18 protein-coding genes and 2 pseudogenes are annotated in these 23,114 nt (G+C 65.5%); 10 read left to right on the top strand and 10 right to left on the bottom strand.

Going from position 1 to position 23,114, the window contains the following annotated elements; translation table 11 throughout:
- The first annotated feature begins 188 nt into the window (after nt 1-188).
- Nucleotides 189-2,255 carry a putative bifunctional diguanylate cyclase/phosphodiesterase gene (locus ACSQ3O_RS04495; protein ID WP_436138000.1) on the top strand — a complete coding sequence of 689 codons (2,067 nt, stop codon included), beginning with the start codon at nt 189-191 and terminating at the stop codon, nt 2,253-2,255.
- A gap of 24 nt (nt 2,256-2,279) precedes the next feature.
- On the opposite strand, the gene ACSQ3O_RS04500 is transcribed toward ACSQ3O_RS04495, so the two are convergent.
- From ACSQ3O_RS04500 to ACSQ3O_RS04515, 4 genes and pseudogenes are all read right to left on the bottom strand, one after another.
- Nucleotides 2,280-3,326 (bottom strand): bifunctional nicotinamide-nucleotide adenylyltransferase/Nudix hydroxylase, encoded by a 1,047-nt coding sequence (locus tag ACSQ3O_RS04500; protein ID WP_436138001.1) that lies wholly within the window; start codon nt 3,324-3,326, stop codon nt 2,280-2,282.
- A 97-nt stretch (nt 3,327-3,423) separates the two neighbouring features.
- Nucleotides 3,424-5,124, bottom strand: a pseudogene (locus ACSQ3O_RS04505) (NAD+ synthase).
- A 4-nt stretch (nt 5,125-5,128) separates the two neighbouring features.
- Nucleotides 5,129-6,328 (bottom strand): annotated as a pseudogene (gene pncB / locus ACSQ3O_RS04510) (nicotinate phosphoribosyltransferase).
- Nucleotides 6,329-6,373: 45 nt separating this feature from the next.
- Nucleotides 6,374-7,216, bottom strand: a complete 843-nt coding sequence (locus ACSQ3O_RS04515) for a cysteine hydrolase (RefSeq protein ID WP_436138002.1) — start codon at nt 7,214-7,216, stop codon at nt 6,374-6,376.
- A 175-nt stretch (nt 7,217-7,391) separates the two neighbouring features.
- Between ACSQ3O_RS04515 and ACSQ3O_RS04520 the strand changes: the two genes are divergently transcribed.
- Entirely contained in the window at nt 7,392-8,069 is a 678-nt protein-coding gene (locus ACSQ3O_RS04520) for an NUDIX hydrolase (RefSeq protein ID WP_436138003.1), read from the top strand.
- 163 nt (nt 8,070-8,232) lie between these two features.
- Nucleotides 8,233-9,474: a diguanylate cyclase gene (locus ACSQ3O_RS04525; protein WP_436138004.1), complete on the top strand. Its 1,242-nt coding sequence runs from the start codon at nt 8,233-8,235 to the stop codon at nt 9,472-9,474.
- Nucleotides 9,475-9,491: 17 nt separating this feature from the next.
- Here ACSQ3O_RS04525 and ACSQ3O_RS04530 read toward each other — a convergent pair whose 3' ends face one another.
- The 3 genes from ACSQ3O_RS04530 to metK all read right to left on the bottom strand — a co-directional run bounded on the left by ACSQ3O_RS04530 (nt 9,492) and on the right by metK (nt 11,932).
- Nucleotides 9,492-9,950 carry a hemerythrin domain-containing protein gene (locus ACSQ3O_RS04530; RefSeq protein ID WP_436138005.1) on the bottom strand — a complete coding sequence of 153 codons (459 nt, stop codon included), beginning with the start codon at nt 9,948-9,950 and terminating at the stop codon, nt 9,492-9,494.
- Between the two features lie 42 nt (nt 9,951-9,992).
- A complete protein-coding gene (locus tag ACSQ3O_RS04535; protein ID WP_137746859.1) occupies nt 9,993-10,178 on the bottom strand; it encodes a DUF1328 domain-containing protein in 186 nt (61 codons plus the stop codon).
- Nucleotides 10,179-10,750: 572 nt separating this feature from the next.
- The gene (metK, locus tag ACSQ3O_RS04540; protein WP_015012644.1) at nt 10,751-11,932 is read right to left on the bottom strand and encodes a methionine adenosyltransferase; all 1,182 of its coding nucleotides are present in this window, start codon (nt 11,930-11,932) and stop codon (nt 10,751-10,753) included.
- Between the two features lie 132 nt (nt 11,933-12,064).
- Here metK and ACSQ3O_RS04545 point away from each other — a divergent pair, with 132 nt between their 5' ends.
- Together ACSQ3O_RS04545 and ACSQ3O_RS04550 are read left to right on the top strand one after the other, a co-directional pair.
- Nucleotides 12,065-12,928, top strand: a complete 864-nt coding sequence (locus ACSQ3O_RS04545; RefSeq protein ID WP_436138006.1) for a lysophospholipid acyltransferase family protein — start codon at nt 12,065-12,067, stop codon at nt 12,926-12,928.
- Nucleotides 12,925-13,791: a lysophospholipid acyltransferase family protein gene (locus tag ACSQ3O_RS04550; protein ID WP_436138007.1), complete on the top strand. Its 867-nt coding sequence runs from the start codon at nt 12,925-12,927 to the stop codon at nt 13,789-13,791. The genes ACSQ3O_RS04545 and ACSQ3O_RS04550 overlap by 4 nt, the downstream gene beginning before the upstream one ends.
- 107 nt (nt 13,792-13,898) lie before the next feature.
- On the opposite strand, the gene ACSQ3O_RS04555 is transcribed toward ACSQ3O_RS04550, so the two are convergent.
- Both ACSQ3O_RS04555 and yihA read right to left on the bottom strand, forming a co-directional pair.
- Nucleotides 13,899-14,807 carry an alpha/beta fold hydrolase gene (locus ACSQ3O_RS04555; protein WP_436138008.1) on the bottom strand — a complete coding sequence of 303 codons (909 nt, stop codon included), beginning with the start codon at nt 14,805-14,807 and terminating at the stop codon, nt 13,899-13,901.
- Nucleotides 14,808-14,856: 49 nt separating this feature from the next.
- Entirely contained in the window at nt 14,857-15,615 is a 759-nt protein-coding gene (gene yihA / locus ACSQ3O_RS04560; protein WP_137746855.1) for a ribosome biogenesis GTP-binding protein YihA/YsxC, read from the bottom strand.
- Between the two features lie 72 nt (nt 15,616-15,687).
- Between yihA and ACSQ3O_RS04565 the strand changes: the two genes are divergently transcribed.
- The 5 genes from ACSQ3O_RS04565 to ACSQ3O_RS04585 all read left to right on the top strand — a co-directional run bounded on the left by ACSQ3O_RS04565 (nt 15,688) and on the right by ACSQ3O_RS04585 (nt 22,178).
- Nucleotides 15,688-16,317, top strand: coding sequence for a c-type cytochrome (locus ACSQ3O_RS04565; RefSeq protein WP_298453686.1), 630 nt, complete (start codon nt 15,688-15,690; stop codon nt 16,315-16,317).
- Nucleotides 16,318-16,464: 147 nt separating this feature from the next.
- The gene (locus ACSQ3O_RS04570; RefSeq protein WP_436138009.1) at nt 16,465-18,618 is read left to right on the top strand and encodes a cytochrome c biogenesis protein ResB; all 2,154 of its coding nucleotides are present in this window, start codon (nt 16,465-16,467) and stop codon (nt 18,616-18,618) included.
- Entirely contained in the window at nt 18,615-19,964 is a 1,350-nt protein-coding gene (gene ccsB, locus ACSQ3O_RS04575; RefSeq protein ID WP_436138010.1) for a c-type cytochrome biogenesis protein CcsB, read from the top strand. The genes ACSQ3O_RS04570 and ccsB overlap by 4 nt, the downstream gene beginning before the upstream one ends.
- A 443-nt stretch (nt 19,965-20,407) precedes the next feature.
- Nucleotides 20,408-21,412, top strand: coding sequence for a protein-methionine-sulfoxide reductase catalytic subunit MsrP (msrP, locus tag ACSQ3O_RS04580; protein WP_436138011.1), 1,005 nt, complete (start codon nt 20,408-20,410; stop codon nt 21,410-21,412).
- 112 nt (nt 21,413-21,524) lie between these two features.
- Entirely contained in the window at nt 21,525-22,178 is a 654-nt protein-coding gene (locus tag ACSQ3O_RS04585; protein ID WP_298453677.1) for a sulfite oxidase heme-binding subunit YedZ, read from the top strand.
- A gap of 88 nt (nt 22,179-22,266) precedes the next feature.
- On the opposite strand, the gene ACSQ3O_RS04590 is transcribed toward ACSQ3O_RS04585, so the two are convergent.
- Entirely contained in the window at nt 22,267-23,094 is an 828-nt protein-coding gene (locus tag ACSQ3O_RS04590; RefSeq protein ID WP_137746849.1) for an MBL fold metallo-hydrolase, read from the bottom strand.
- Between the last annotated feature and the right edge of the window lie 20 nt (nt 23,095-23,114).

Consider the following 23,114-nt stretch of genomic DNA (forward strand, 5'->3'; position numbering starts at 1 on the left):
CGGGCGCAGCCCCTGCCAAAGTGGACTGGACAAGCCATGGGAGTGTGCGAAGATGCAATTGATAATTGCTTCTGGCGCAAACCTCCCTTGCGTTTTTCTCCCACCTTCTGACCGCCCATGTCCGCCCGTTTGTCGCTGACCCTCTTGTGTGCGCAGGCCCTGGGCCTGGCGCCGGGCTGCGGGTTGGCATGACCGTGTCGGCACCCACCCCGGCAGCCCGCCTGCCGGCGGACCGCCTGCCCCCCGCCAGCGAGCTGGCCGCGCGCGCAGCGCGCTACGCGGCGCTGGAATGGCTGGCGCCCCCCGTCTGGGTGTTCGACATCGACGGCCGGTGTGTCCACTGGGCCAACAGCCCCGCATTGGCGGTATGGAACGCCGCCACACTGGCCGAACTGTGTGGGCGTGACATGGGGCACGACATGTCCGAGTCGGTGGCACGGCGGCTGGCGCAGTACCAGAGCGACTTTGTGCTGCGGGCCGACGCCAGCTTCAACGAGCAGTGGACCATCTACCCCGGTGGCGTGCCGGTGTCGCTCAATGTGCGCTTCAGTGGCCACCGGCTGCCCGATGGTCGCACGAGCATGCTGTGCGAGGCCGAGCCCGTGGGCGCGGTGCCGCCCGAGTCGCTGCGCTCGGTGGAGGCCCTGCTGCACACGGCGGTGATGATCACCCTGTATGACCAGGGCGGCGCGGCGCTGTACCGCAACCCGGCCGCGCGGGCTGCCGTGCTCAGCCCGGGCGAGCGGCTGCAGGAGCGCATCGGCAACCCGGCGGCCTTTGCCGCGCTGTCGCGCAGCCTGGACCAGCACGGCGTGGGCACGCTCACGCTGGCGGTGCGCACGCCGCAGGGCGACCGCTGGCACGAGCTGTCGGCACGGCGCTGCAACGACGCCATCACCGGCCAGGAGGCCGTGCTGGTGAGCGAGGCCGACATCAGCGCCATCAAGCACACCGAGGAGCGCGCCAACTTCCAGTCGCTGCACGACGTGCTCACCGGCCTGCCCAACCGGGCCCACTTCACCCAGCGGTTTGCGCGCGCCATCGACGAAGCCCGCGCGCAGTCGCTGGAGGCCGCGCTGCTGCTCATCGACCTGGACCATTTCAAGGATGTGAACGACACCCTGGGCCACGCGGCGGGCGACGAGCTGCTGGTGGCCTTGTCGCAGCGCCTGCACCACACGCGCCATGGCACCGAGGTGCTGGCCCGCTGGGGAGGCGACGAGTTCCTGGTGCTGCTGACCTCGCCGCGCATCCGCGAGGACCTGGATGCGCTGCACGAACGCATCTCTGTGGCGCTGGCTGCGCCGCTGCTGGTGGCCGGCACGCAGCTGCGCGTGACCTCCAGCATCGGCGTGGCGCTGTATCCGCAGGATGGCGAGAGCATCGAGATCCTGCTGCGCAACGCCGACCTGGCGATGTACGCGGCCAAACAGCGCGGGCGCAATACGCTGGCCTATTTCGACGGGCACATGGCCGAGACGGTGCGCAGCCGCACCGAGTTGGAGAAAGAGCTGCGCCACGCGCTGGAGCGGGAGGAGTTCGAGGTGTACTTCCAGCCCCGGGTCGATGTGGCCACCAACCGCATCCGCGCGGTGGAGGCGCTGGTGCGCTGGAACCACCCGCGCCTGGGCCTGGTGTCGCCCGCACATTTCATCCCGGCCTGCGAAAGCATGGGCCTCATCGGTGCACTGGGGCTGTGGGTGCTGGCCCAGGCCGCGCGCCAGCAGGTGGCGTGGGCCGCGCAGGGCTGGGACCTGGTGGTGTCCGTCAACCTGTCGCCGCGCCAGTTTGCCGCGCCCGACCTGCTGCACGACATCACCGGTGTGCTGCGCGAAGCCGGGGTGAACCCTGCGCGCATGGAGCTGGAGATCACCGAATCCATGCTGCTGGGCGAAGATGAGCATGTGTTGAGCGTGCTGCGCGAGCTCTCGGTGCTGGGCCTGACGATTGCGCTGGACGACTTTGGCACGGGCTATTCCAACCTGGTCTATCTGCAGCGTTTTCCCATCCACACGCTCAAGATCGACAAGACCTTCATCCAGGACACGGACGCCAACCGCTCGCTGGCCGATCTGATTGTGTCGCTCTCCACACTCATGAAACTCACCGCCGTGGCCGAAGGCGTGGAGACGCAGGAGCAGCTGGACTGGGTGGCAGGGCGTGGCATTGCGCAGTACCAGGGCTACCTGTATGCGCGGCCCATGCCGGTGCAGGCCCTCACAGACTGGCTGCGCAAGCACCCGCTGCCGCGTTGATCGGCGGGTTCGCGGGGCGGACTGTCAGCCCCGCAGCGGCGCCCCGGTGATCGTCAGGAAGTGGTCCAGCATGTGGAAGTGGTCTTCAAAGAACTCTTCTTCCATCCCGGCGAGCTGATCGATGCGGGTCCACTGCACCAGCATCGCATCGTCATCGGCCTGCACCACCGGGAACGGCGCATCGCCCAGGTCGAAGTAATGCGCATGTGTGATGGTGCGCCCGCGCTGGCTGCGGTCAGGGTGGTCGAACACGGCCACCGACTGCAGCGCGGCGCGCATGTGGGCCTCGGGCAGGTGGCAGTGGGTTTCTTCCACCAGCTCGCGCAGGCAGGACTGCCACACGGTTTCGCGCTGTTCGATGAAGCCGCCGGGCACGGCCAGCTGGCCCTTGCCGGGCGCGTGCGCACGGCGGATCAGCAGCACCTGGTCCTGGCAGCGCAGCACGGCGTCCACCGTCACGAACACGGGTGGGTAGGGCGCGGCAGACCAAGCCTGGCGGTAGCCGCGCAGCATGCGCCATTCCTCCTGCAGCGCCGCGTAGTGCGGGGTGTGCGCAAAGGCCTGCAGCTGGGCGAGCGTGCTGGCCGGAATCTGCGCGGCCAGCGGCGCCAGGGCTTGGTCCACGGTGGTGGCCGTGGCGCCAAAGTAGGCGTCGCGGATGGTGGTGGCGTCCATGCTGCCCTGGCGCGGCAGGTCAATCAGCGCCCAGCTGGGGAAGGCGCGCAGGTAGCTGCTGGTCGCGTCCTTGAAATGGCCCACCAGCGCAATGTGGGCACCGTGTTGCGTGTGCTGTGCCACGCCCTGGCGCACGGCCTGCACCCACACGGCTTCGTTGTAGTAGTCGCGCACGGGCAGCACGCGCACGCGGCTGCGGTCGGCCAGGGGCAGCGCATCGCGCAGCATGGCCTCGCGCTCTTGCCAGGTGAAGGGGTTCTTGGGCGAGCGGGCCTGCCAAGCCGAGCCCACCACCACGATGACCTGGGGCGCCATGCGCAGGGCCTCGTGCAGCAGGGCGAGGTGGCCGCTGTGCACGGGTTCAAAGCGGCCGATGAGGAGGGCGGTGTCGTACATGGGTCTCCGAAATTTTGAGGTTTTTTGGCCCCTTGCGCTCGTCCATCATGCCCAAGTAGCTATTGTTTTTATAGTAATTCTACCGAAGGGGAACAGCTCACACATACCGCGCAGCAATGGGCATTTGGCGCCCGCTGCCAAATGCCCGGGGCCGTACGCGCAGGATGGGCGGGGCCTGGCGGCGTTTGTACTCGTTGCGCGCCACCATCATGCGCACGCGGTGCACCAGGGCGCGGCCTGCGTCGTCGGTCTGCAGTTGCGCCACGAACCCCTGTGCGGCGGCCAGTTCGGGGGGCGACAGGCGCTCGCCTTCGATGAGCAGCTTGAGCACTTCGTCCAGCACGGGGTAGGGCGGCAGGCTGTCCACGTCGCGCTGGTCCGGGGCCAGTTCGGCCGACGGCTCCTTGTCGATGATGGCCTGCGGGATCAGCTCGCGCCCCGCTTGTTCGTTGACATGGCGCGAGAGCGCAAACACCTCGGTCTTGTACAGGTCGCCAATCAGCCCCAGCCCGCCGTTGGTGTCGCCATACAGCGTGCAGTAGCCCACCGAGATTTCGCTCTTGTTGCCCGTGGTCAGCAGCAGGTGGCCGAAGGCGTTGGAGTATTCCATCAGCACCGTGCCTCGGATGCGGGCCTGCAGGTTTTCGAGCGGCAGGCCCTGCAGCGGCTGGCCGAAGCTGCCCTCGAACTGCTGCGCGTAGCCCGCCACCAGGTCGGCAATCGGGTGGGTGTGCAGCTGCACGCCCAGGTTCTGGCACAGCGCCACCGAGTCATCGACCGAGCCGCTGCTGGAGTAGCGCGAGGGCATGGTCACGCCCGCCACGTTCTCGGGTCCGAGTGCCTGCGCAGCCAGTGCCAGCGTGAGTGCGCTGTCGATGCCACCCGAGCTGCCCACCACCACCTGGCTGAAACCGCAGCGCCGCGCGTAGTCCTTGAGGCCCAGCAGGATCTGCTGGCGGTAGAACTCCATGGTGGGCAGGCCTTCGGCGGGCACACGCTCTGGCGCCTGGCCGTCGGCCGTGAGGAAGTGGCCGTTGTCAAACCTCAGCGTGCGCAGGTCCTCCACAAAACGTGGCGCCTCGAACACGATGCCTGCCTCGGGCTCGGCCGCGAACGATGCGCCGTCGTACACCACCTAGTCGTGCCCGCCGACTTGGTTCACGTACAGGATAGGCAGGCCGTGGCGGCGCGACGAGCCTCCGAAGATCTGGTGCCGCTGCTCGCGTTTGCCCACGTGGCTGGGGCTGGCGTTGATGCTGATGACCAGGTCGGGCGCAGCGTCGCGTAGGCGCTCGAAGGGGTTGGTGGCGTAGTCGGTGCCATGGTCGTTCCAGCCGTCCTCGCACACCAGCAGGCCCACCTGCGTGCCGCTAATGCGCAGCACCTTGGCCACGTCCGGGCCGGGCTCAAAGTGGCGGCGCTCGTCAAAGATGTTGTAAGTGGGCAGCAACTGCTTGGCGTACTGCAGGCGCACGGCGCCGCCTTGCAGCACCAGCAGGCTGTTGTGCAGGCGTTTGCCCGGTCCTGTGGCGGGCGTGGGCGCGCCCACCACCCAGTGCAGCGCGGGCAGGTCGGCCGATGCCTTCAGCAGTGCCGCCAGGCCGTCCTGCACACGTTGCAGGAAGGGCGGTTCGTCCAGCATGTCGCCGGGGTAGTAGCCGCACAGCGCGAGTTCGCTGAACACGATGAGGTTGGACCGCTCGCTGGCGGCCTGCTGGGCGGCAGCCACCATGCGGGCCACGTTGCCCTCGATGTCGCCGACGGTGAGGTCGAGCTGGGCGATGGTGATGCGAAGCATGGTGTCAGTCCTTCACGTTGAAGACTTGGCGCAAGTACGCGAGGTAGGTTTCATCGTCGCACAGCGTCTTGCCCGGCGTGTCCGACAGCTTCGCCACCGCTTGGCCATTGGCGCGGGTGAGTTTCATCACGATGTTCAGGGGGCGCATCTCGGGCGCATCCCCCATGTCGTTGGTGAGGTGGGTGCCAATGCCAAAGCCCAGCTGCGTGCGGTCGCCGAAATGCCGGTACAGCGCCAGTGCCTTGGTGAGCGTGAGGCCGTCCGAGAACACCAGCCGCTTGGTGTGCGCGTCGATGCGCAGCTTGGCGTAGTGGGCCAGCGCCTTCTCGCCCCAGGCCACCGGGTCGCCCGAGTCGTGCCGTAGGCCGTCGAACAGCTTGGCGAAGTACAGGTCGAAGTCGGCGAGGAAGGTGTCCATGCCCACGGTGTCTGTCAGCGCAATGCCCAGGTCACCCCGGTACTCTTGCACCCAGTCTTCGAGCGCCGCCTTTTGAAAATCGCGCAGGCGCACGCCCAGCGCCTGGTAGCTTTGCAGGTATTCGTGCGCCATGGTGCCGATAGGCACCAGGCCCAGGTCGCGCGCCAGCAGCACGTTGCTGGTGCCCTTGAACCACTGTGGCGCCTGTTCTGCAAAGGTCTTGACTACCTCGCGCTGCCAAGCACCGCTGTAGCGGCGGCGCAGGCCAAAGTCGAACAGCTCGAAGGGGTGGCGCAGCGTGGCCTGTTGCGCCAGGTCCTGCAGCTGCTGCACCTTGACTGCCAGCCGCTCGCGGCCGCTGGCCAGGGCGGCGGTGGCATCGAAGCGGCGGAAGTACAGCTCGTTCACGATGGCCAGCACAAAGATCTCGAAGCCCATCACATGCACCTGCGGCCCCTGCGCCACGATGTGCAGCTGGTCGCCCTCGGCGCGCGCCTCGATGAAGCTGCGCTGGAACTGGAAGATGCGCAAAAAGTCGATGAAGTCGCTCTTGATAAAGCGCAGGCTGCCCAGGTAGGCCAGCTCGTCGGCACTGAAGCGCAGCGAGCACAGGTGGTCCAGTGCGGCATTCACTTAGGGCAACAGCTCGGCCAGCGGGTAGATGGGCTGGTTGCGGCAGACAAAGCGGTATTCGCTCTGCGTCTGTGGGTGCCGGTGCAGCAGCGCCTGCCACATGGTGAACTTGTAGAGGTCGTTGTCGAGCAGACTGGTGATGATGGGAGACATGGTTTGCTTCTGAATTAATAGCTATCAGGGGAAGATGGTCAGGCGCTAGAGGCCAATTTCATTCATGGTTTTCAGCTGTACGCCTGCGGCGCGCATGGCCTCCAGAAACGCCTGGTGCTGCGCCTCAAAGCCACCCACGGGGCTCATGGCGTCGGTCAGTAGCACGATGCGGCTGGCCTGCCAGCCGGGCACCAGGCGGGGCAGGTGCTGAACGATGTGCTCGGTGGTCGAGCGCACGCAGTGGCTGCTGGCCTCGCCCGCAACCAGCAGCTGATCGGCCTGGCCCAGCGACAGCAGCAGGGCGGTGTTGAGCGCGGTGCTGGCGTCGTCCGCATCGGGCACCTCGGCCTCGATGGCGCTGTAGTGCTCGGTCCAGGGGTTGGTGCCCTTGAACACGTTGCGCACCGCGCGCTGGCGCTGCAGTTGCCAGTCGCCACAGGCGGCCAGCACATCGGCGTGGATGCCGTGGCCCCAGCTGCCGATCTCGCAGTGCACAGGCCAGACCATGAGCGTGTAGCGGCCCTGGGCTTCGAGTGCGTCCAGGTAGGCCAGCGTGCGCGGCAGGGCGGCCGCATCGCGCGGCGTGAAGTCGCCTGCGCGGACCTGGGCGGCGGTGATGGGGGTGAAGGGCGCCACCTCGGCCTCTGCGCCGGTGCGCCAGAAGCCAGGGTGGGCGATGTCAAAGCGCTGGTGCGAATCGAGCGTGACGGTGATGGCGTCGATCTGGCCGCCCTGTGCCCGGATGAAGTCCGCCAGGCGCAGCATGTCGGCATGGGCACCCGCCACAGGCAGGCTGGGCGCGCGGCCTGCGGGACAGTGGCTGGCGGGCAGGTCGCAGAAATCGTTTTGGGGGTCGATCACCAGAAGCTGGGTGGTACGCGTGGCCATGGTCTTTCTCCTTCGCTGTGGCTGCAGTGTAGTTTTGTTAATTCAAATTTGCAACTAAGTAATTTGCAAGCCGATGTTTCCAATGCGCGGGGCATAGCGGGATTGCAGTGCTTTCCCGATGTGCGGCTTGGTGGTAGCCTTGTTCGTTCAACTTTGCAATGAACTACCACGCAGCATGACAACCGACAGCATTCCCGCCGTGATCTGCACCGTGGACGTGGTGCTGCTGACCCTGGAACAAGCCACGCTGAAGGTGGCCCTGGTGCGCCGCGAGCGCGAGCCTTTTGCCCAGGCCCTGGCGCTGCCCGGCGGCTACATCCATGCGCAGGACGATGTGGATGCCCAGGCCAGCGCCGCGCGGGTGCTGCGGGACAAGGCTGGGCTCGAAAGCCCTTACCTGGAGCAACTCGCCACTTTTACCGGCGCAGTGCGCGACCCGCGCGGCTGGTCGGTGGCCGTGGCCTATTGCGCCCTGGTGCCCGCCACCGTGCTGGCACAGGCCGGGGGGCGGGTGGAGCTGGTGGCGGTGGATGCACTGCCGCCGCTGCCCTTCGACCACCGCCAGATCATCGACACGGCCGTGTTGCGCGTGCGCAGCAAAAGCCAGTATTCGTCGCTGCCTGTGCACCTGTGCTCTGAGCCCTTCACGCTGCCGCAGCTGCAGGCGGTGTACGAAGTGGTGCTGGGCGAGCCGGTCAACAAGGTGAGCTTTCGCCGCAAGGTGGACGAGCTGGCTATGCTGGAGCCCGTGCCCGGTGCGTTGCAGACCGGCGGCGCACACCGCCCCGCACAGTTGTACCGGGTGCGCCCCGCTTACCGTCGCCAGCTGTCGTTGAGTGCCCGGGGCCTGTAGCCTTGCCCCGGTGGGCGCACAAAACATTGGACCGCCGCGCGCAAATCTGGCACAAACGCAAACTTTGTGTCCCACGAACAATGGTTGCGCGCGGCCGGACTCTTCGGCCCCAGTGCCACCGCCAATGAACCGCCAGCCCGGTGCTGGTCCCTGAGGGAGATCCATGTCTTTGCGGCTCAAATTCAACCTGGTGCTGGCGGGCGTGCTGCTGCTGGCGGTGCTGGGCGCGGGCGCCTATGTGCACCGCTTCCTGCAGCAGTCGGCCATCGAAGAGGTGCAGCACAACTCGCAGATCATGATGCACGCCGCCATGGCCATCCGCGACTACACCACCGAGCTGGTCAAGCCGCACCTGGACGTGACGCTGGCCGAGAAATTCCTGCCGCAGACCGTGCCCGCCTACGCCGCCACCGAGACGCTGCGTCGCCTGCAAGGCCGCTTTCCGGGCTATGAATACAAGGAGGCGGTGCTCAACCCCACCAACCTGCGCGACCGGGCCAACGAGTGGGAGGAGCGCCTTATCAGCGACTTCCGCGAAGGCCGGGCAGACCTCAAGAAAGAGGTGACGGGCGAGGTGGGCGAGGGCATGCACCGCGCCATGTATGTGGCCCGGCCCATCACCATCAAGCAGGCCCAGTGCATGGCCTGCCACAGCACACCGGCCGTGGCGCCGCCCACCATGCTCAAGGTCTATGGCGACAAGAACGGCTTTGGCTGGGGCATGAACGAGACCGTGGGCATCCAGGTGGTGAAGGTGCCCATGTACTTCCCGCTGGAGAAGGCGCGCCAGACCTTCAACACCGTGATGGCGGCGCTGGTGGTCAGCTTTGCGCTGCTGTTTGTGGTGCTCAACCTTTCGTTGTCGTCGCTGGTGATTGAGCCCATGGCGCGGCTCAATGCCAAGCTGGAAGACCTGGCGACCAAGGACTTCCTCACCGACCTGGTCAACCGCCGCCGTTTCTTCGAGCGGCTGGAGGGTGACATGGCCGAGACCCGGGTCAAGAAGAGCCAGTTGTCGGTGGTGATGTTCGACATCGACTTCTTCAAGCGCATCAACGACACCTTCGGCCACGACTCGGGCGATGTGGTGCTGAAGAACACGGCGCTGCGCGTGCGCGAGCTGCTGCGCTCATCCGACTGCGCCGCGCGCTTCGGGGGCGAGGAATTCATCATCCTGCTCAAGGAAACCCCGGTGGATGCCGCCATGGCCATGGCCGAGGCGGTGCGCGCGCGCATTGCGGGTGTGCCGTTCGACGCGGTGGGCCATGTGAGCGCCAGCTTCGGCGTGGCCACCTGGGACCACAAGGAAGACAGCCATGCGCTCATCAAGCGCGCGGACACGGCGCTGTACAAGGCCAAGTCCAGCGGGCGCAACTGCGTGGTCCAGGCCGAAGACGCAGCCTGATTCGTGGGTGCGGGGCTTCAGGCCGTGGTGGCCAGGGCCTCTTCGTAGTCCGCCCGGTAGTCAGCAGCCAGCGCGGTCTTCTGCTTTTCTGTCAGCAGCTTGCCCGCCATCTGGAAGAAGCGGTGTTCCTCTTCCTTGAGGTGGTGCTCTACCTTCTCGGCGAGCTTCTTGGCCAGGGGCAGCCATGCAGGGCTTGAAGGCTCGGTTTCTTCCAACGACTCCACCAGCTCATCGATCTGGTGGTGCTCGGAAATGGCGTGGCGCGACAGATCAATGCCTGCGTCGTGCGCCATCAGCGGGATGTAGAAGTGGCGGTCCTCCGCTTGGGCGTGTGCGGAGAGTTCCTTCTTGAGCTGATCGAACAGATCGCGCCGCTCGGGCGTGTCGCCACTGGTGTTGGTGAGTGCGCTGTACAGCGCGCGCTGGCGCTCGTGGCTTTCGCGCAGGGCTTCAAAGATGTTGGTGGTGTCGGTCATGGTGGGGTGTGTATCGGATGTTGGTTGCGAAGGCGTGTGGCCTTACTTGAGGACCTTGCGTGCGGCGCCCACGCCGATGGCGGCCAGCACCACAAACACCACGGCAATCACCAGGAACAGCACAAACAGCACCTTGGCGATGCCCGCCGCGCCTGCGGCCACACCGGTGAAACCCAGGGCACCGGCTACGAGGGAGATGAGGGCAAAAATGAGGGCGTACTTCAGCATGGTGGTCGCTCCTTGCAGTGGATGTTGACGCAGCGCGGGGCTGCGGAGGGTGTGCAGGAACGATACCGGTGGGCGGTGGGGTGCGCCGTCAGTGCAGGCGGGTGGCGGGTGTAGGAGAGGGCCGCTGGCGGGTTGGGGTGAAGCGCCAAAAGAAAAGCCGCAACGCGGGGCGTTGCGGCTTGGGAGGTGGGGCGGCTTTGGCGGTCTTTTGGGTCTCCGTTCACATCGCTTGTACGATATGAGCCTTGTCCGTACCTTGGTCTTCGTTCACATCGCTGGCGCGATATGAACTGCGCTCGAAGACCGAAAACCGCGCTAGTGCGCGGCGGGCTTACAGCCCGGCTGCCGCGCGCAGCGCAGCAGCTTTATCAGTCTTTTGGCCTGCGCTCACATCGCTGCGCGATATGAGCTTCGTCCACGTACGGAAAGCCGCGCGTGCCGCGCGGAGGGCTTACAGCCCTGCTGCCGCACGCAGTGCGGCAGCCTTGTCCGTACCTTGGTCTCCGTTCACATCGCTGGCGCGATATGAACTGCGCCCGAAGACCGATGCCGCGCTATTCGCGCGGCGGGCTTTACAGCCCGGCTGCCGCGCGCAGCGCAGCAGCTTTATCGGTCTTCTCCCAGCTGAACTCGGGTTCTTCGCGGCCGAAGTGGCCGTAGGCGGCCGTCTTCTCGTAGATCGGGCGCAGCAGGTCCAGCATCTGGATGATGCCCTTGGGGCGCAGGTCGAAGTGCGCGCGGACCAGCTTGGCGATCTGGTCGTCGGGGATCACGCCCGTGCCTTCGGTGTAGACCGTGATGTTCATCGGCTCGGCCACACCAATCGCGTAGGCCACCTGGATCTGGCACTGGCGGGCCAGACCGGCGGCCACGATGTTCTTGGCCACGTAGCGGGCAGCGTAGGCGGCCGAGCGGTCCACCTTCGTTGGGTCCTTGCCGCTGAACGCGCCGCCGCCGTGGGGGCAGGCGCCGCCGTAGGTGTCTACGATGATCTTGCGGCCGGTCAGCCCGCAGTCGCCTTGCGGGCCGCCGATGACAAAACGGCCGGTGGGGTTGATCAGGTAGCGCGTGTCCTGGATCCACTCCTTGGGCAGCACGGGCTTGATGATCTCTTCGATGATGGCTTCGGTGAACGAGGCCTTCATCTTGGTTTGCGTTTCGCTCTGGTCGGGGTGGTGCTGGGTGGAGAGCACCACGGTGTCGATGCTGTGGGGCTTGCCGTCCACGTAGCGCATCGTCACTTGCGACTTGGCATCAGGGCGCAGGAAGGGCAGGCGGCCGTCCTTGCGCAGCTGGGCCTGGCGCTCGACGAGGCGGTGCGCGTAGTAGATGGGCGCGGGCATCAGCTCGGGCGTTTCGTCGCAGGCGTAGCCGAACATCAGGCCCTGGTCACCGGCGCCAGTGTTCAGGTGGTCGTCGCTCGCGTGGTCCACGCCCTGGGCGATGTCGTTGCTCTGCTTGTCGTAGGCCACGAGCACGGCGCAGCCCTTGTAGTCAATGCCGTAGTCGGTGTTGTCGTAGCCGATGCGCTTGATGGTGTCGCGCGCCACCTGGATGTAGTCCACGTGGGCGTTGGTGGTGATTTCGCCTGCCAGCACCACGAGGCCGGTGTTGGTCAGCGTTTCAGCGGCGACGCGGCTGCGGGGGTCCTGTTTGAAGATCGCATCGAGAATCGCATCCGAGATCTGGTCGGCCACCTTGTCGGGGTGGCCTTCGGAGACGGATTCCGAGGTAAAGAGAAAGTCGTTCGCCATTTGAATAAACTCCTGTGTTCCGGCATTTGGGGCGTTGCCCTCACCCCGAAGGAGATCTGGCGAACGCTTTAGCAGATTTTTTTAACGTCGCCCTGCAAGTTGCTCATTTAACTCAGCGACCTCTTTATTTTAATGCCAGTCGTCTTTCGATTCTTTTCCGTATTTCCACTGTGGTTGCTGCATGTCATGGGCGCGGCCATGGGCTGGATGGCGTTTTGCGCGTCGCCCACCTACCGGCGCCGCTTCCTTGCCAATTCGGCACTGGCGGGCTATTCGTTCGGTGCGGTGCGTGCCGCCGTGGCCCATGCAGGCCGCATGGTGGCCGAGCTGCCGCGCCTGTGGCTGGGGGCGCCGCTGCCCTGCCGCATCGAAGGCGAAGCCTGTGTGGAGCAGGCCTATGCCGCCGGTCGTGGCATCGTTCTTTTGACCCCGCACCAGGGGTGTTTTGAGCTGTCGGCGCAGGCGGTGGCGCGGCGCTGGAGCGGCGAACGGGGCCCGATCACGGTGCTGTACCGCCCGGCGCGCCAGGCCTGGCTGGCCAAGGTGATGGAGACCGCGCGCAACCGCCCCGGCATGCTGGCTGTGCCCACCACGCTGGCGGGGGTGCGCCAGATGATCAAGGCGCTGCGCCGGGGCGAGGCTGTGGGCTTGCTGCCCGATCAGGTGCCGCCCGAAGGCCAGGGCCAGTGGGCGCCGTTTTTTGGCCGCGATGCCTACACCATGACCCTGGCCGCGCGCCTGGCGCAGCAGACCGGCGCCGCCGTGGTGCTGGTGCGCTGCGAGCGCCTGTCCTGGGGGCGGGGCTATGTCACGCATTTCGAGCCTTTGCCCGCGCCGCTGTCGGCAGACATGGACCAGGCCTTGCTGCAGATCAACCAGGCTATGGAACACCTCGTCCGCCAGTGCCCCGAGCAGTACCTGTGGGGCTACGGCCGCTACAAGCAGCCACGCGGCGACGCCGCGCCCGCCGAGCCTGCTGCAGGAGGTGCCGCATGACCGGCCGCCTGGGTGTGTGGTTCATGAGCGTGCTGGCGCTGCTGCCTTTGCCCGTGCTGCGCGGCATGGGCTGGGTGCTGGGGCAGGTGGCCTATGTGCTGGTGGTGCGGCGGCGCAAGGTGGCGCTGCGCAATCTGGCGTTGTGTTTCCCCGACTGGACCGAGGCGCGCCGCCGGGCCGTGGCGCGGGCCAACTTTGTGGTGTTTTGCCAGACCTGGCTGGACCGCAGCTGGCTGTGGGCCGCACCGCGCGCGGTGGTCGAGCAGCGCGTGCGCCTGACCGGGGCGGTTCATGAGCTGGAGGGCGACACGCCCACCATCCTGTTCGCACCGCATTTCTACGGCATGGACGCAGGCGGCCTGGCGCTGCCGCTGAACACCCAGCGCGCCTTCACGTCGATTTTTGCCACCCACCCCGACCCGGCGGTGGATGCCTGGTTCATGGCCGGGCGCCAGCGTTTTGGCGATGTGCGCATGCTCAACCGGGCTGATGGCGTCAAGCCCATCATCTCCAGCCTGCGCAAGGGCGGATTGTTGTATTTGCTGCCCGACATGGACTATGGCCGCAACGATTCGCTGTTTGTGCCGTTCTATGGCGTGACGGCGGCCACCATCCCGTCGCTGTCGCGTTTTGCGCGGCTGGGGCGGGCCAAGGTGGTGGGTGTGTACTCGCGCATGACACCCACGGGCTATGTGGCCGAGGTCTCGCCCGCGTGGGCCCACTACCCCACCGACGACGCCGAGGCCGACACCGTGCGCATGAACCGAGAGCTGCAGGCCGTGATCGACACCATGCCCGAGCAGTACTACTGGGTGCACAAGCGCTTCAAGACCCGGCCTGAGGGCGAGGATTCGGTGTACTGATCTTTGGCGGTGGGGCTCCGCCCGGGCAGCGTAGTTTGGGTCCGCTGATGGACTTCATGAATTTTGGCAAAAATGGCCGACTCCGCGCTCCCAGTATGCCTTTGTAGCTATGATTTTTGATAAAAGAAGCGCTGCAACTCCTGGGCCACGCGCTCCGGGTGTTCGTGCACGATCCAGTGCGAAGCGGCTTCCACCTGCTGCAGTTGCAGCCGGGGCACCCAGCCCGGCAGCCCGTCGAGCAGGCCGGGCAGCAGGGCCGGGTCGTCCATGCCCCACAGCACCAGGGTGGGCAAGTCCACCGTCAGCATCGATTCGGGCAAGGTGATGGCCTGCGCGCCGGGGTCACCATCGCGTGGCGGGCGGATGGGGCTGGCGCGGTAGTAGTTGCAAGCGCCCTTCAGGCCCTGTTGCCACAGCGCGCGGTACTGGGCACGCACGCTGTCGGTGAGCCAGGCCGGTGCACGGCCGTGCGGGTCGTCAAAAAAGCCGAACAGGCGGCGGAAATCGTTGTCTGCCAGCAGCTCTTCGGCGTCCGGGCGGCACAGGAAGTGCATGTACTGGCTGCCCGCCTGCTGTGCGGCGTTGTGCGACAGCTCGCGCACAAAGGCGCCGGGGTGGGGGGAGTTGATGATCGCCAGGCGCTTCATCAGCTGCGGCTGCTGATTTGCCAGGTTCCAGGCCACGGCGCCGCCCCAGTCGTGGGCCACCAGGCATTCCAGTGCGCCGCCAGGACATTCGTGGGCGATCAGCGCCACCAGGTCCTGCACCAGGTGTTTGGCGCGGTAGGCCTCCACCTCGGCCGGGCTGCTCGATGGGCCAAACCCGCGCAGGTAGGGCGCTACGCAGCGGTAGCCGCCGTTTTCGGGACGGGAGAAGTGCAGCATCAGCTCGTCCCAGATGAAGGCCCCCTCGGGAAACCCGTGCAGGAACAGCAGCACCGGGCGCCCCGCCACGCCACTCACGCGGCAGTGCAGGGTGATGCCATGGGGGAGGGCGACGGGGTGTTGTTGGATCATGGCGCTTTTGCTACTAATTGAATAGCTTCTAGCGCATGATGGTCGCGCGCTAGGGGCTGTTTTTGTCTGAATCCTCAGGGGCAGGGCCTGTTGCAGAAGGCTGCGCGCTGTCGGCCGCCTCGGGTTCTGCCGCAGGGCGCACCGGGTGGGCCCACTGCCACAGCAGCTGGGCCACTTCGTCCACCCCTTGCTTCTTGAGGGCCGAGAACATCTTCACCTCGCCGCCGCCCGCGTGCAGTCGCGTAATCGACAGCACCTTGGCTTGCTCGGCGCGCGTGAGCTTGTCGGCCTTGGTCAGCACGACCAGGAACTTCAGGCCCTCTTCAACGCGGGGGCGTACCACTTCCAGCAGGGCTTCGTCCAGTTCGGTCAGGCCCAGGCGGGGGTCGCACAGCAGCACGATGCCGGTGAGGCTGGTGCGGCTGACGAGGTAGTTCACCATCACCTGCTGCCAGCGCACCTTGTCCGAGCGCGACACTGCGGCATAGCCATAACCGGGCAGGTCGGCCAGCACGGCGTCCGTCACGCCCTGCTTGCCCAGCGAAAACAGGTTGATGTGCTGCGTGCGGCCGGGTTTTTTGGACGCAAACGCGAGCTGCTTTTGCTGCGTCAGCGTGTTGATGCAGGTGGATTTACCGGCGTTGGAGCGGCCCACAAACGCGATTTCGGGCACATCAATGGGGGGCAGATGGTGCAGCTGCGCGGCCGTGGTCAGGAACCTGGCCGTGTGCATCCAGCCCATGGCGATCTTGGCGTCGGGTGCGGGCGGAAGGGAGCCAGCAACTGGCGCGGTAGGAGAAGTCGTCATGAGAAATTGGGATGCGAGGAAGCCTCATTGTAGAATCGCGCGGTTTTGCGCACATAAACATACACCCTCGATATGAAGTTGCTCGCCTCCCTGCTGACGGCTGCCACACTGGCAGCACCTGTTTTCTCGGCCTACGCGGCGGGCGACGCCCCCAAGGCGGCCAAGCCGGATCTCGTCAAAGGCGAGGCCAGCTTCACCGCCGTGTGTGCGGCCTGCCACAGCGCCGACGGCAATTCGGCCATCGCGGCCAACCCCAAGCTGTCGCAGCAACACCCTGAATATCTGGTCAAGCAATTGCAGGAATTCAAGTCGGGCAAGCGCAACAACGCCGTGATGAAGGGTTTCGCGTCCGCCCTGTCGGACGACGACATGCGCAACATTTCCTACTGGCTGGCCTCCAAGCCCGCCAAGGCAGGTTTCGCCAAGGACAAGGACCTGGTCGCCCTGGGCGAGCGCATCTACCGTGGCGGCATTGCCGACCGCAACATCGCCGCCTGTGCGGGCTGCCACAGCCCCAATGGCGCAGGCATCCCCGCCCAGTACCCCCGTCTGGCGGGTCAGCACGCCGACTACACCACTGCCCAGCTGAACATGTTCCGCGACGGTTCGCGCGCCAACAGCCTGCAGATGACCCAGGTGGCTGCCAAGCTCAACGACAAGGAAATCAAGGCCGTCTCGGATTACATCGCCGGCCTGCGCTGATTGATCTTCGTCAAACCGTGGCCCCATGACGTCTTTTTGACCGGGTCACGCGGAACCTACCGCCAATAACAACCCCAAAAAGGGCGGGTCCATCTGAACAGATGGTCCCGCCCTTTTTCTTTCGCGCTTCGCAGACCCGTTTTATCCATGTCCGACAACACCCAAGGCCTTCGCATCCAGTCTGGTTCCCAGGCATGGCGCGCCGGGATCGAACTGCTGTCCTCCATGCGGTTCGCCATCTCCCTGCTGACGGTGATCTGCATTGCCTCGGTGATCGGCACGGTGCTCAAGCAGCACGAGCCTGCGGCCAACTACGTCAACCAGTTCGGGCCGTTCTGGGCCGAGCTGTTTGGTGCCATCCAGCTCAATGCGGTGTACAGCGCCTGGTGGTTTCTGCTGATCCTCGCGTTCCTGGTGATCAGCACCTCGCTGTGCATTGCACGCAACACGCCCAAGATCCTGGTGGACCTCAAGGCCTACAAGGAAAACATCCGCGAGCAAAGCCTCAAGGCCTTTCACCACAAGGCGCAGGCCGACCTGCCCGCATCGGCTGAGGCCGAGGCACGCCGCATTGGCACCCTGCTGGCCGGTGGTGGCTGGAAGGTGCGCCTGCAGCAGCGCGACACCGCCGCAGGCCCCGGCACGGGCTGGATGGTGGCGGCCAAGGCGGGTGCGGCCAACAAGATCGGCTACATCGCGGCGCACAGCGCCATCGTGCTGGTGTGCGTGGGCGGCCTGCTGGACGGCGACCTTATCGTGCGCGCCCAGATGCTGCTGGGCGGCAAGACGCCGTACCAGGGCGGCGGGCTGATTGCCGACGTGAAGCCCGAGCACCGTTTGTCCGAGCGCAACCCCACCTTCCGTGGCAACCTGCTGGTGGCCGAAGGCACGCAGTCGAGCACGGCCATCCTGAACCAGTCCGACGGCGTGCTGCTGCAGGACCTGCCGTTTGCCATCGAACTCAAGAAGTTCATCGTGGAGCATTACTCCACCGGCATGCCCAAGCTGTTCGCCAGCGAGATCGTGATCCACGACAAGGCCACGGGCGAAAAAACCCCGGCGCGCGTCGAGGTGAACCACCCGGCCAGCTACAAAGGCATCGAGATCTACCAGTCGAGTTTTGACGACGGCGGCTCGCACCTCAAGCTGCGCGCTGCGCCCATGGTGGCCGGAGCCAAGCCGTTTGATGTGGAGGGTGTGGTGGGCGGCTCTACCCAGCTCACCAACAAGGGCGGCGGCCCGGGCAGCGATACGCTGACGCTGGAGTTCACGGCCCTGCGCACCATCAACGTCGAGAACTTTGGCGGCGCGGGCCCTGGCGGCAGCGGCGCGGACGTGCGCAAGGTGGACCTGCGCGAATCGGTGGAATCCCGTCTGGGGGCCGCCAACAAGACTGTGACCAAAAAAGAGCTGCGCAATGTGGGCCCGAGCGTGAGCTACAAGCTGCGCGACGCCGCAGGCCAGGCGCGCGAGTTCCACAACTACATGCTGCCGGTGGACACCGGCGATGGTGTGCCGGTGTTCCTGCTCGGCGTGCGCGAGTCGCCTGCCGACCCCTTCCGGTATCTGCGTGTGCCTGCCGACGACAACGGCAGCATGGACGGATTCCTGCGCATGAAGGCCCTGCTGGCCGATCCCGATGCGCGCGAGCAGGCCGTGCGCCGCTATGTGTCGCAGGCCATGGATTCGTCGCGCCCCGAACTGGCCGAGCAGCTGCGCCTTTCTGCATCCCGCGCGCTGGCGCTGTTCGCGGGCCAGGGCATGGTCGATGGCAAGCCCACGGGCGGCCTGCAGGCGGTATCGGACTTCATGGAAACCAATGTGCCCGAGGCCGAGCGTGCGCGGGCGGGCGAGGTGCTGGTGCGCATCCTCAACGGCACGCTGTTCGAGGTGGCCCAGCTCGCGCGCAAGCAGGCGGGCCAGGCACCGCTGCAGCAGGATGACCGCACCCAGGGCTTCATGACGCAGGCCGTGCTCTCGCTGTCTGACGCGCAGATCTACCCCGCGCCGCTGGCGTTCGAACTCAAGGACTTCACCCAGGTGCAGGCCAGCGTGTTCCAGGTGGCGCGCGCCCCTGGCAAGAATGTTGTCTATCTGGGCTGCGCCTTGCTGATTCTGGGCGTTTTTGCCATGCTCTACGTGCGCGAGCGGCGCGTCTGGGTCTGGGTGGCGCCGCAGGATGGACGCACCCATGCCACCATGGCCCTGTCCACCAACCGCAAGACCATGGATGGCGATCAGGAGTTTGTCCAGCTCGCACACAAACTGATCGGGGCATCGCCCCGCGAAGGCACCGCATGAACACCGCGACTTCTTCCTCGACTGCTACCACGATCACCCTGAACGAGGGCTTTTTTGCCCGCCGCAACTGGCTGGACTGGCTGTTTGCGGCCATCGTGACCGTGGGGGGGCTCTACGCGCTGCAGCGCTACGGCAATTTCATGGACGGGTACGAAAAAGGCATCCTGCTCGGCGCCATCCCGTGCACGATCTGGCTGTGCTGGTTCTGGCGCCCGCTGCGGGTGCTGCTGCTCATCGTCGCAGCCGTGGCGCTGATGGCGATTGGGCTCTACCAGCAGGACGGGGCGGGCAATCTGGCGCGGGCCGATACCGTGTTCGGCCTCAAGTATTTCCTCTCCAGTCAGTCGGCCATCCTGTGGATGAGCATGCTGTTCTTCATCAGCACCGCGTTCTACTGGATCGGCATGTTCTCGCGCGGAGAAGGCAAGACCATGGGCATGCTCGGCTCGCGCATCGCCTGGTTGGCAGTGGCCATGGCGCTCATCGGCACGCTGGTGCGCTGGTACGAGAGCTACCTCATCGGCCCCGACATCGGCCACATCCCCGTGAGCAATTTGTACGAAGTGTTCGTGCTGTTTTGCTGGATGACGGCGGCTTTCTACCTGTACTACGAAGAGCAGTACGACACGCGCGCCCTGGGTGGCTTCGTGATGCTGGTGGTGAGCGCGGCCGTGGGCTTTTTGCTCTGGTACACCGTGGTGCGCGAGGCGCACGAAATCCAGCCCCTGGTGCCCGCCCTCAAGAGCTGGTGGATGAAGCTGCACGTGCCCGCCAACTTCATCGGCTACGGCACCTTTGCGCTGGCGGCCATGGTGGCGTTTGCGTATCTCATCAAGCAACAGGCCACCGAAACCCGCTGGTACAAGCTGGCCCCGCTGTGGCTGCTGGGCGTGGTGCTGTGTTTTGAGCCCATCGTGTTCCGCCAAGGGGCGACCGAAAACGGCGGCAGCTACTGGATGGTGTATTTCGGCATCTCCGCGCTCATCGTCGCGGGCATCCTGCTGGGCCGCAAGCGCATTGCGGCACGCCTGCCGTCGTTCGAGATCCTGGACGATGTGATGTACAAGTCCATCGCCGTGGGCTTTGCGTTCTTCACCATCGCCACCGTGCTGGGCGCCCTCTGGGCGGCCGAGGCCTGGGGTGGCTACTGGAGTTGGGACCCGAAGGAGACCTGGGCGCTGATCGTCTGGCTCAACTATGCCGCCTGGCTGCACATGCGCCTCATGAAGGGGCTGCGCGGCACAGTGTCCGCCTGGTGGGCGCTGGTGGGCCTGGCGGTGACCACGTTCGCGTTCCTCGGGGTGAACATGTTCCTGAGCGGCCTGCACAGCTATGGCACGTTGTAAGAACGTCAACACGTTCTAAGAGCCTGTTTACGATCTCCCAGGGGTCGCGCAGCGGTCTTTGCGGGATGGGATGCAAGGCGCGGTGCGCGGTGAATAGCCCGGCTATCCACAAGCGCCGCAACGCCGCAGACTGCCCGCAAAGACCACTGCCCGAAGGGTTGGAGCGAAATCGGGCGATTGAACGCCCCGGCTGCTTGCATGGGCATGAGCCCATGCGGCGCATCTGCAGCATCCACTCATCCCGATTGCGCGCCAGCGCGATCCCCCGCGAGATCGTAAACAGGCTCTAAGGGTTGAAGGGATGGCGCCCCGGTCGGGCATCGGCGCAGGAGGCGGCAACTATTGCGTCGTCGGTGTAACCTGCGCGGTTCAGGGAACGAACTAACAGTTGTGCAGCTCTACCGCTGCAGCTGTTTCCACCAGACCATGACCGGAGCCTCCCCATGCTGATCCCCTCGCGCGACTCGGGTTTCAACCACCCCCATCCCTCCGAAATCACGCCCCGCGCGTTCTACGAAGACCGCCGCCAGATGCTCAAGCTCATGGCGGGCGGCGCGGCAGGTGCCGCGATGGCGGCCTGGGCGGGCCGCGAAGCGCTGGCGCAGCAGGCCCAGGTGGTGCGGCCCAACAAGCTGGCTGCGCTGACGGGCGCCAAGTCCACCGTTGCCGGTGCGATCACGATGGAAAAGCTCACCGACTACAAAGACGCGAGCACCTACAACAACTTCTACGAGTTCGGCACCGACAAGGCCGACCCGGCGCGCAATGCCCATACGCTCAAGACCACCCCCTGGACAGTGGAAGTGGAAGGCCTGGTCAAGAAGCCCGGCAAATACGGCATCGAAGACCTGATCAAGCTCAGCGCGCAAGAAGAGCGCATCTACCGGCTGCGCTGCGTGGAGGGCTGGTCGATGGTGATCCCCTGGGTGGGCTATTCGCTGGCCGAACTGATCAAGCGCGTGGAGCCGCAGGGCAGCGCCAAGTATGTAGAGTTTGTGACCCTGGCCGACAAGGCCACCATGCCCTACGTGGGCTCGCGGGTGCTCGACTGGCCGTATGTGGAAGGCTTGCGCCTGGACGAAGCCATGAACCCACTGACCCTGCTCGCGTTTGGCATGTACGGCGAAGTGCTGCCCAATCAGAACGGTGCGCCGGTGCGCCTGGTGGTGCCTTGGAAATACGGCTTCAAGAGCGCCAAGAGCATCGTCAAGATCCGCTTCGTCGAGAAGGAGCCGGGCACGGCCTGGAACAAGGCGGCCAAGCAGGAATATGGTTTCTACTCGAATGTGAACCCTGAGGTGGACCACCCGCGCTGGAGCCAGGCCACCGAGCGGCGCATTGGCGAAGACGGCCTGTTCGCCAAGAAGCGCAAGACGTTGATGTTCAACGGCTACGAAGCCCAGGTCGGCCAGCTCTATGCGGGCATGGACCTCAAGAAGTTCTACTGATTCCGGTAGTCACCGACGACCTCCGACGATCATGGCCTGATGCTCCCTGGTCCTTGTGTTGCGCCCGGCCCGCCTTGTGGGGGCTGCGGAGGCAATGCCAGGCACTGATCCCATGCGCAAACTCCTGCTCCACCCCGCTGCCAAACCCTTGGTGTTCGCTCTGTGCCTGCTTCCCCTGGTGTGGCTGGTCCTGGCCACCGCTACCAACCAGCTAGGCGCCAACCCGGCCGAGGCCCTGATCCGCGCCACGGGTGACTGGACGCTGCGGGCACTGTGCCTGGTGCTGGCTGTCACGCCGCTGCGGGTGCTCACGGCCACGCCACAGCTGGCGCGGTTTCGGCGCATGCTGGGCCTGTTCGTGTTTTTCTACGGGGTGCTGCACCTGCTGAGCTATGCCTGGTTCGACATGGGCTTTGATGTGGCCGACATCCTGCGCGACATCGCCAAGCGGCCCTTCATCCTGGTGGGATCGCTGGCGTTGCTGCTGCTGGCACTGCTGGCGGGCACCTCGTTCAACCGGGCGATCAAGGCCTTGGGAGGCAAGCGCTGGCAAGCGCTGCACCGTACGGTCTATGCGGTGGCGGGCCTGGCGGTGCTGCATTTTTTCTGGATGCGCGCCGGGAAGAATGACTTTGCCGAGGTCGCGCTGTATGCCTCTATCCTGGCTGCGCTGTTGGGCTGGCGTGCCTGGCACCGCTGGCGCAGGCCGCAGCCCACTGTGACCGCGTCCCAGCGCGGGCGCGGCAATCCGGCGGGTTCGCCATAGCATCACTAGCTGTTTGCTATATGTTTAATAGCAAACTTTGCTTGCCCATCGCGCGGAGAAGGCTCTTTTTCCTTGTGGGGGCAGGTTTTTATCCGTTGACGGCCCGCAGTGCAGGGCGCATCTGCCGGGTCACCGGGTCGATGTAGGCCGTGGGGATCTGGTAGGCCCGGTCGTCGAACAGGTCAATGCCACACATCAGGTTCTCTATCCACTCAAAGAAGTCGTTGATGGCTTCCTTGCCCATGATGGGGGCTCCGTGTTGTGGCACCAGCATGGCAATGTCGAGCTGACGCACCATGCGCACCCACAGGCGCAGGATCTTGTTGGACACCATGTAGCGGCGGTGGAAACCCTCCATGCGCGGGATGTGCGCCTTGAGGTCGGTCACCGGCACCCGGGCTTCGGCGCCCGACATCATCGACACGCCCAGGTCACCTGTGAACAGGATGCGGCTGACCGGGTCGTAGAAGTGGAAGTTGCCTTCGGAATGCATGAAGTGCGCAGGCAGCAGCACCAGCTCATGGCGGCCCAGGGGCAGGTGGCCGCCGCTGTCGGGCACGCCGATCACGCGGTTCTCGGTCTTGCCCACCTTGGTGAAGTGGGGCGCAAAACGTTCCCACACGCGCGAGATCACCAGGTTGGCCTTGGTGCTTGTCATCCAGCGGTCGAGCGAGGCGATGATGTCCGGGTCGGCGTGCGATGCAATCAGGTACGAGAGCTTGTGGGGTGGGAAATGTTTGGTCATCCCCATGAACAGCTCGTTGAAGGCCAGGTTGCCACCCGGGTCGATGATGGCGCCCGTGTCGTCATCAACGATCAAAAACTGATTGGCCTGCACGGCCTGGCCGTCCTCCTCAATGAGGTCGGTGAACATCAGGCAAGCGTGATTCTTGTCGCGGTAGAGTTCCAGGGCCATGGCCATCCTGCGGTGCAATA

It is taken from the genome of Acidovorax sp. LjRoot74 (genome assembly GCF_964254355.1).
Classification (GTDB): Bacteria; Pseudomonadota; Gammaproteobacteria; order Burkholderiales; family Burkholderiaceae_C; genus Acidovorax.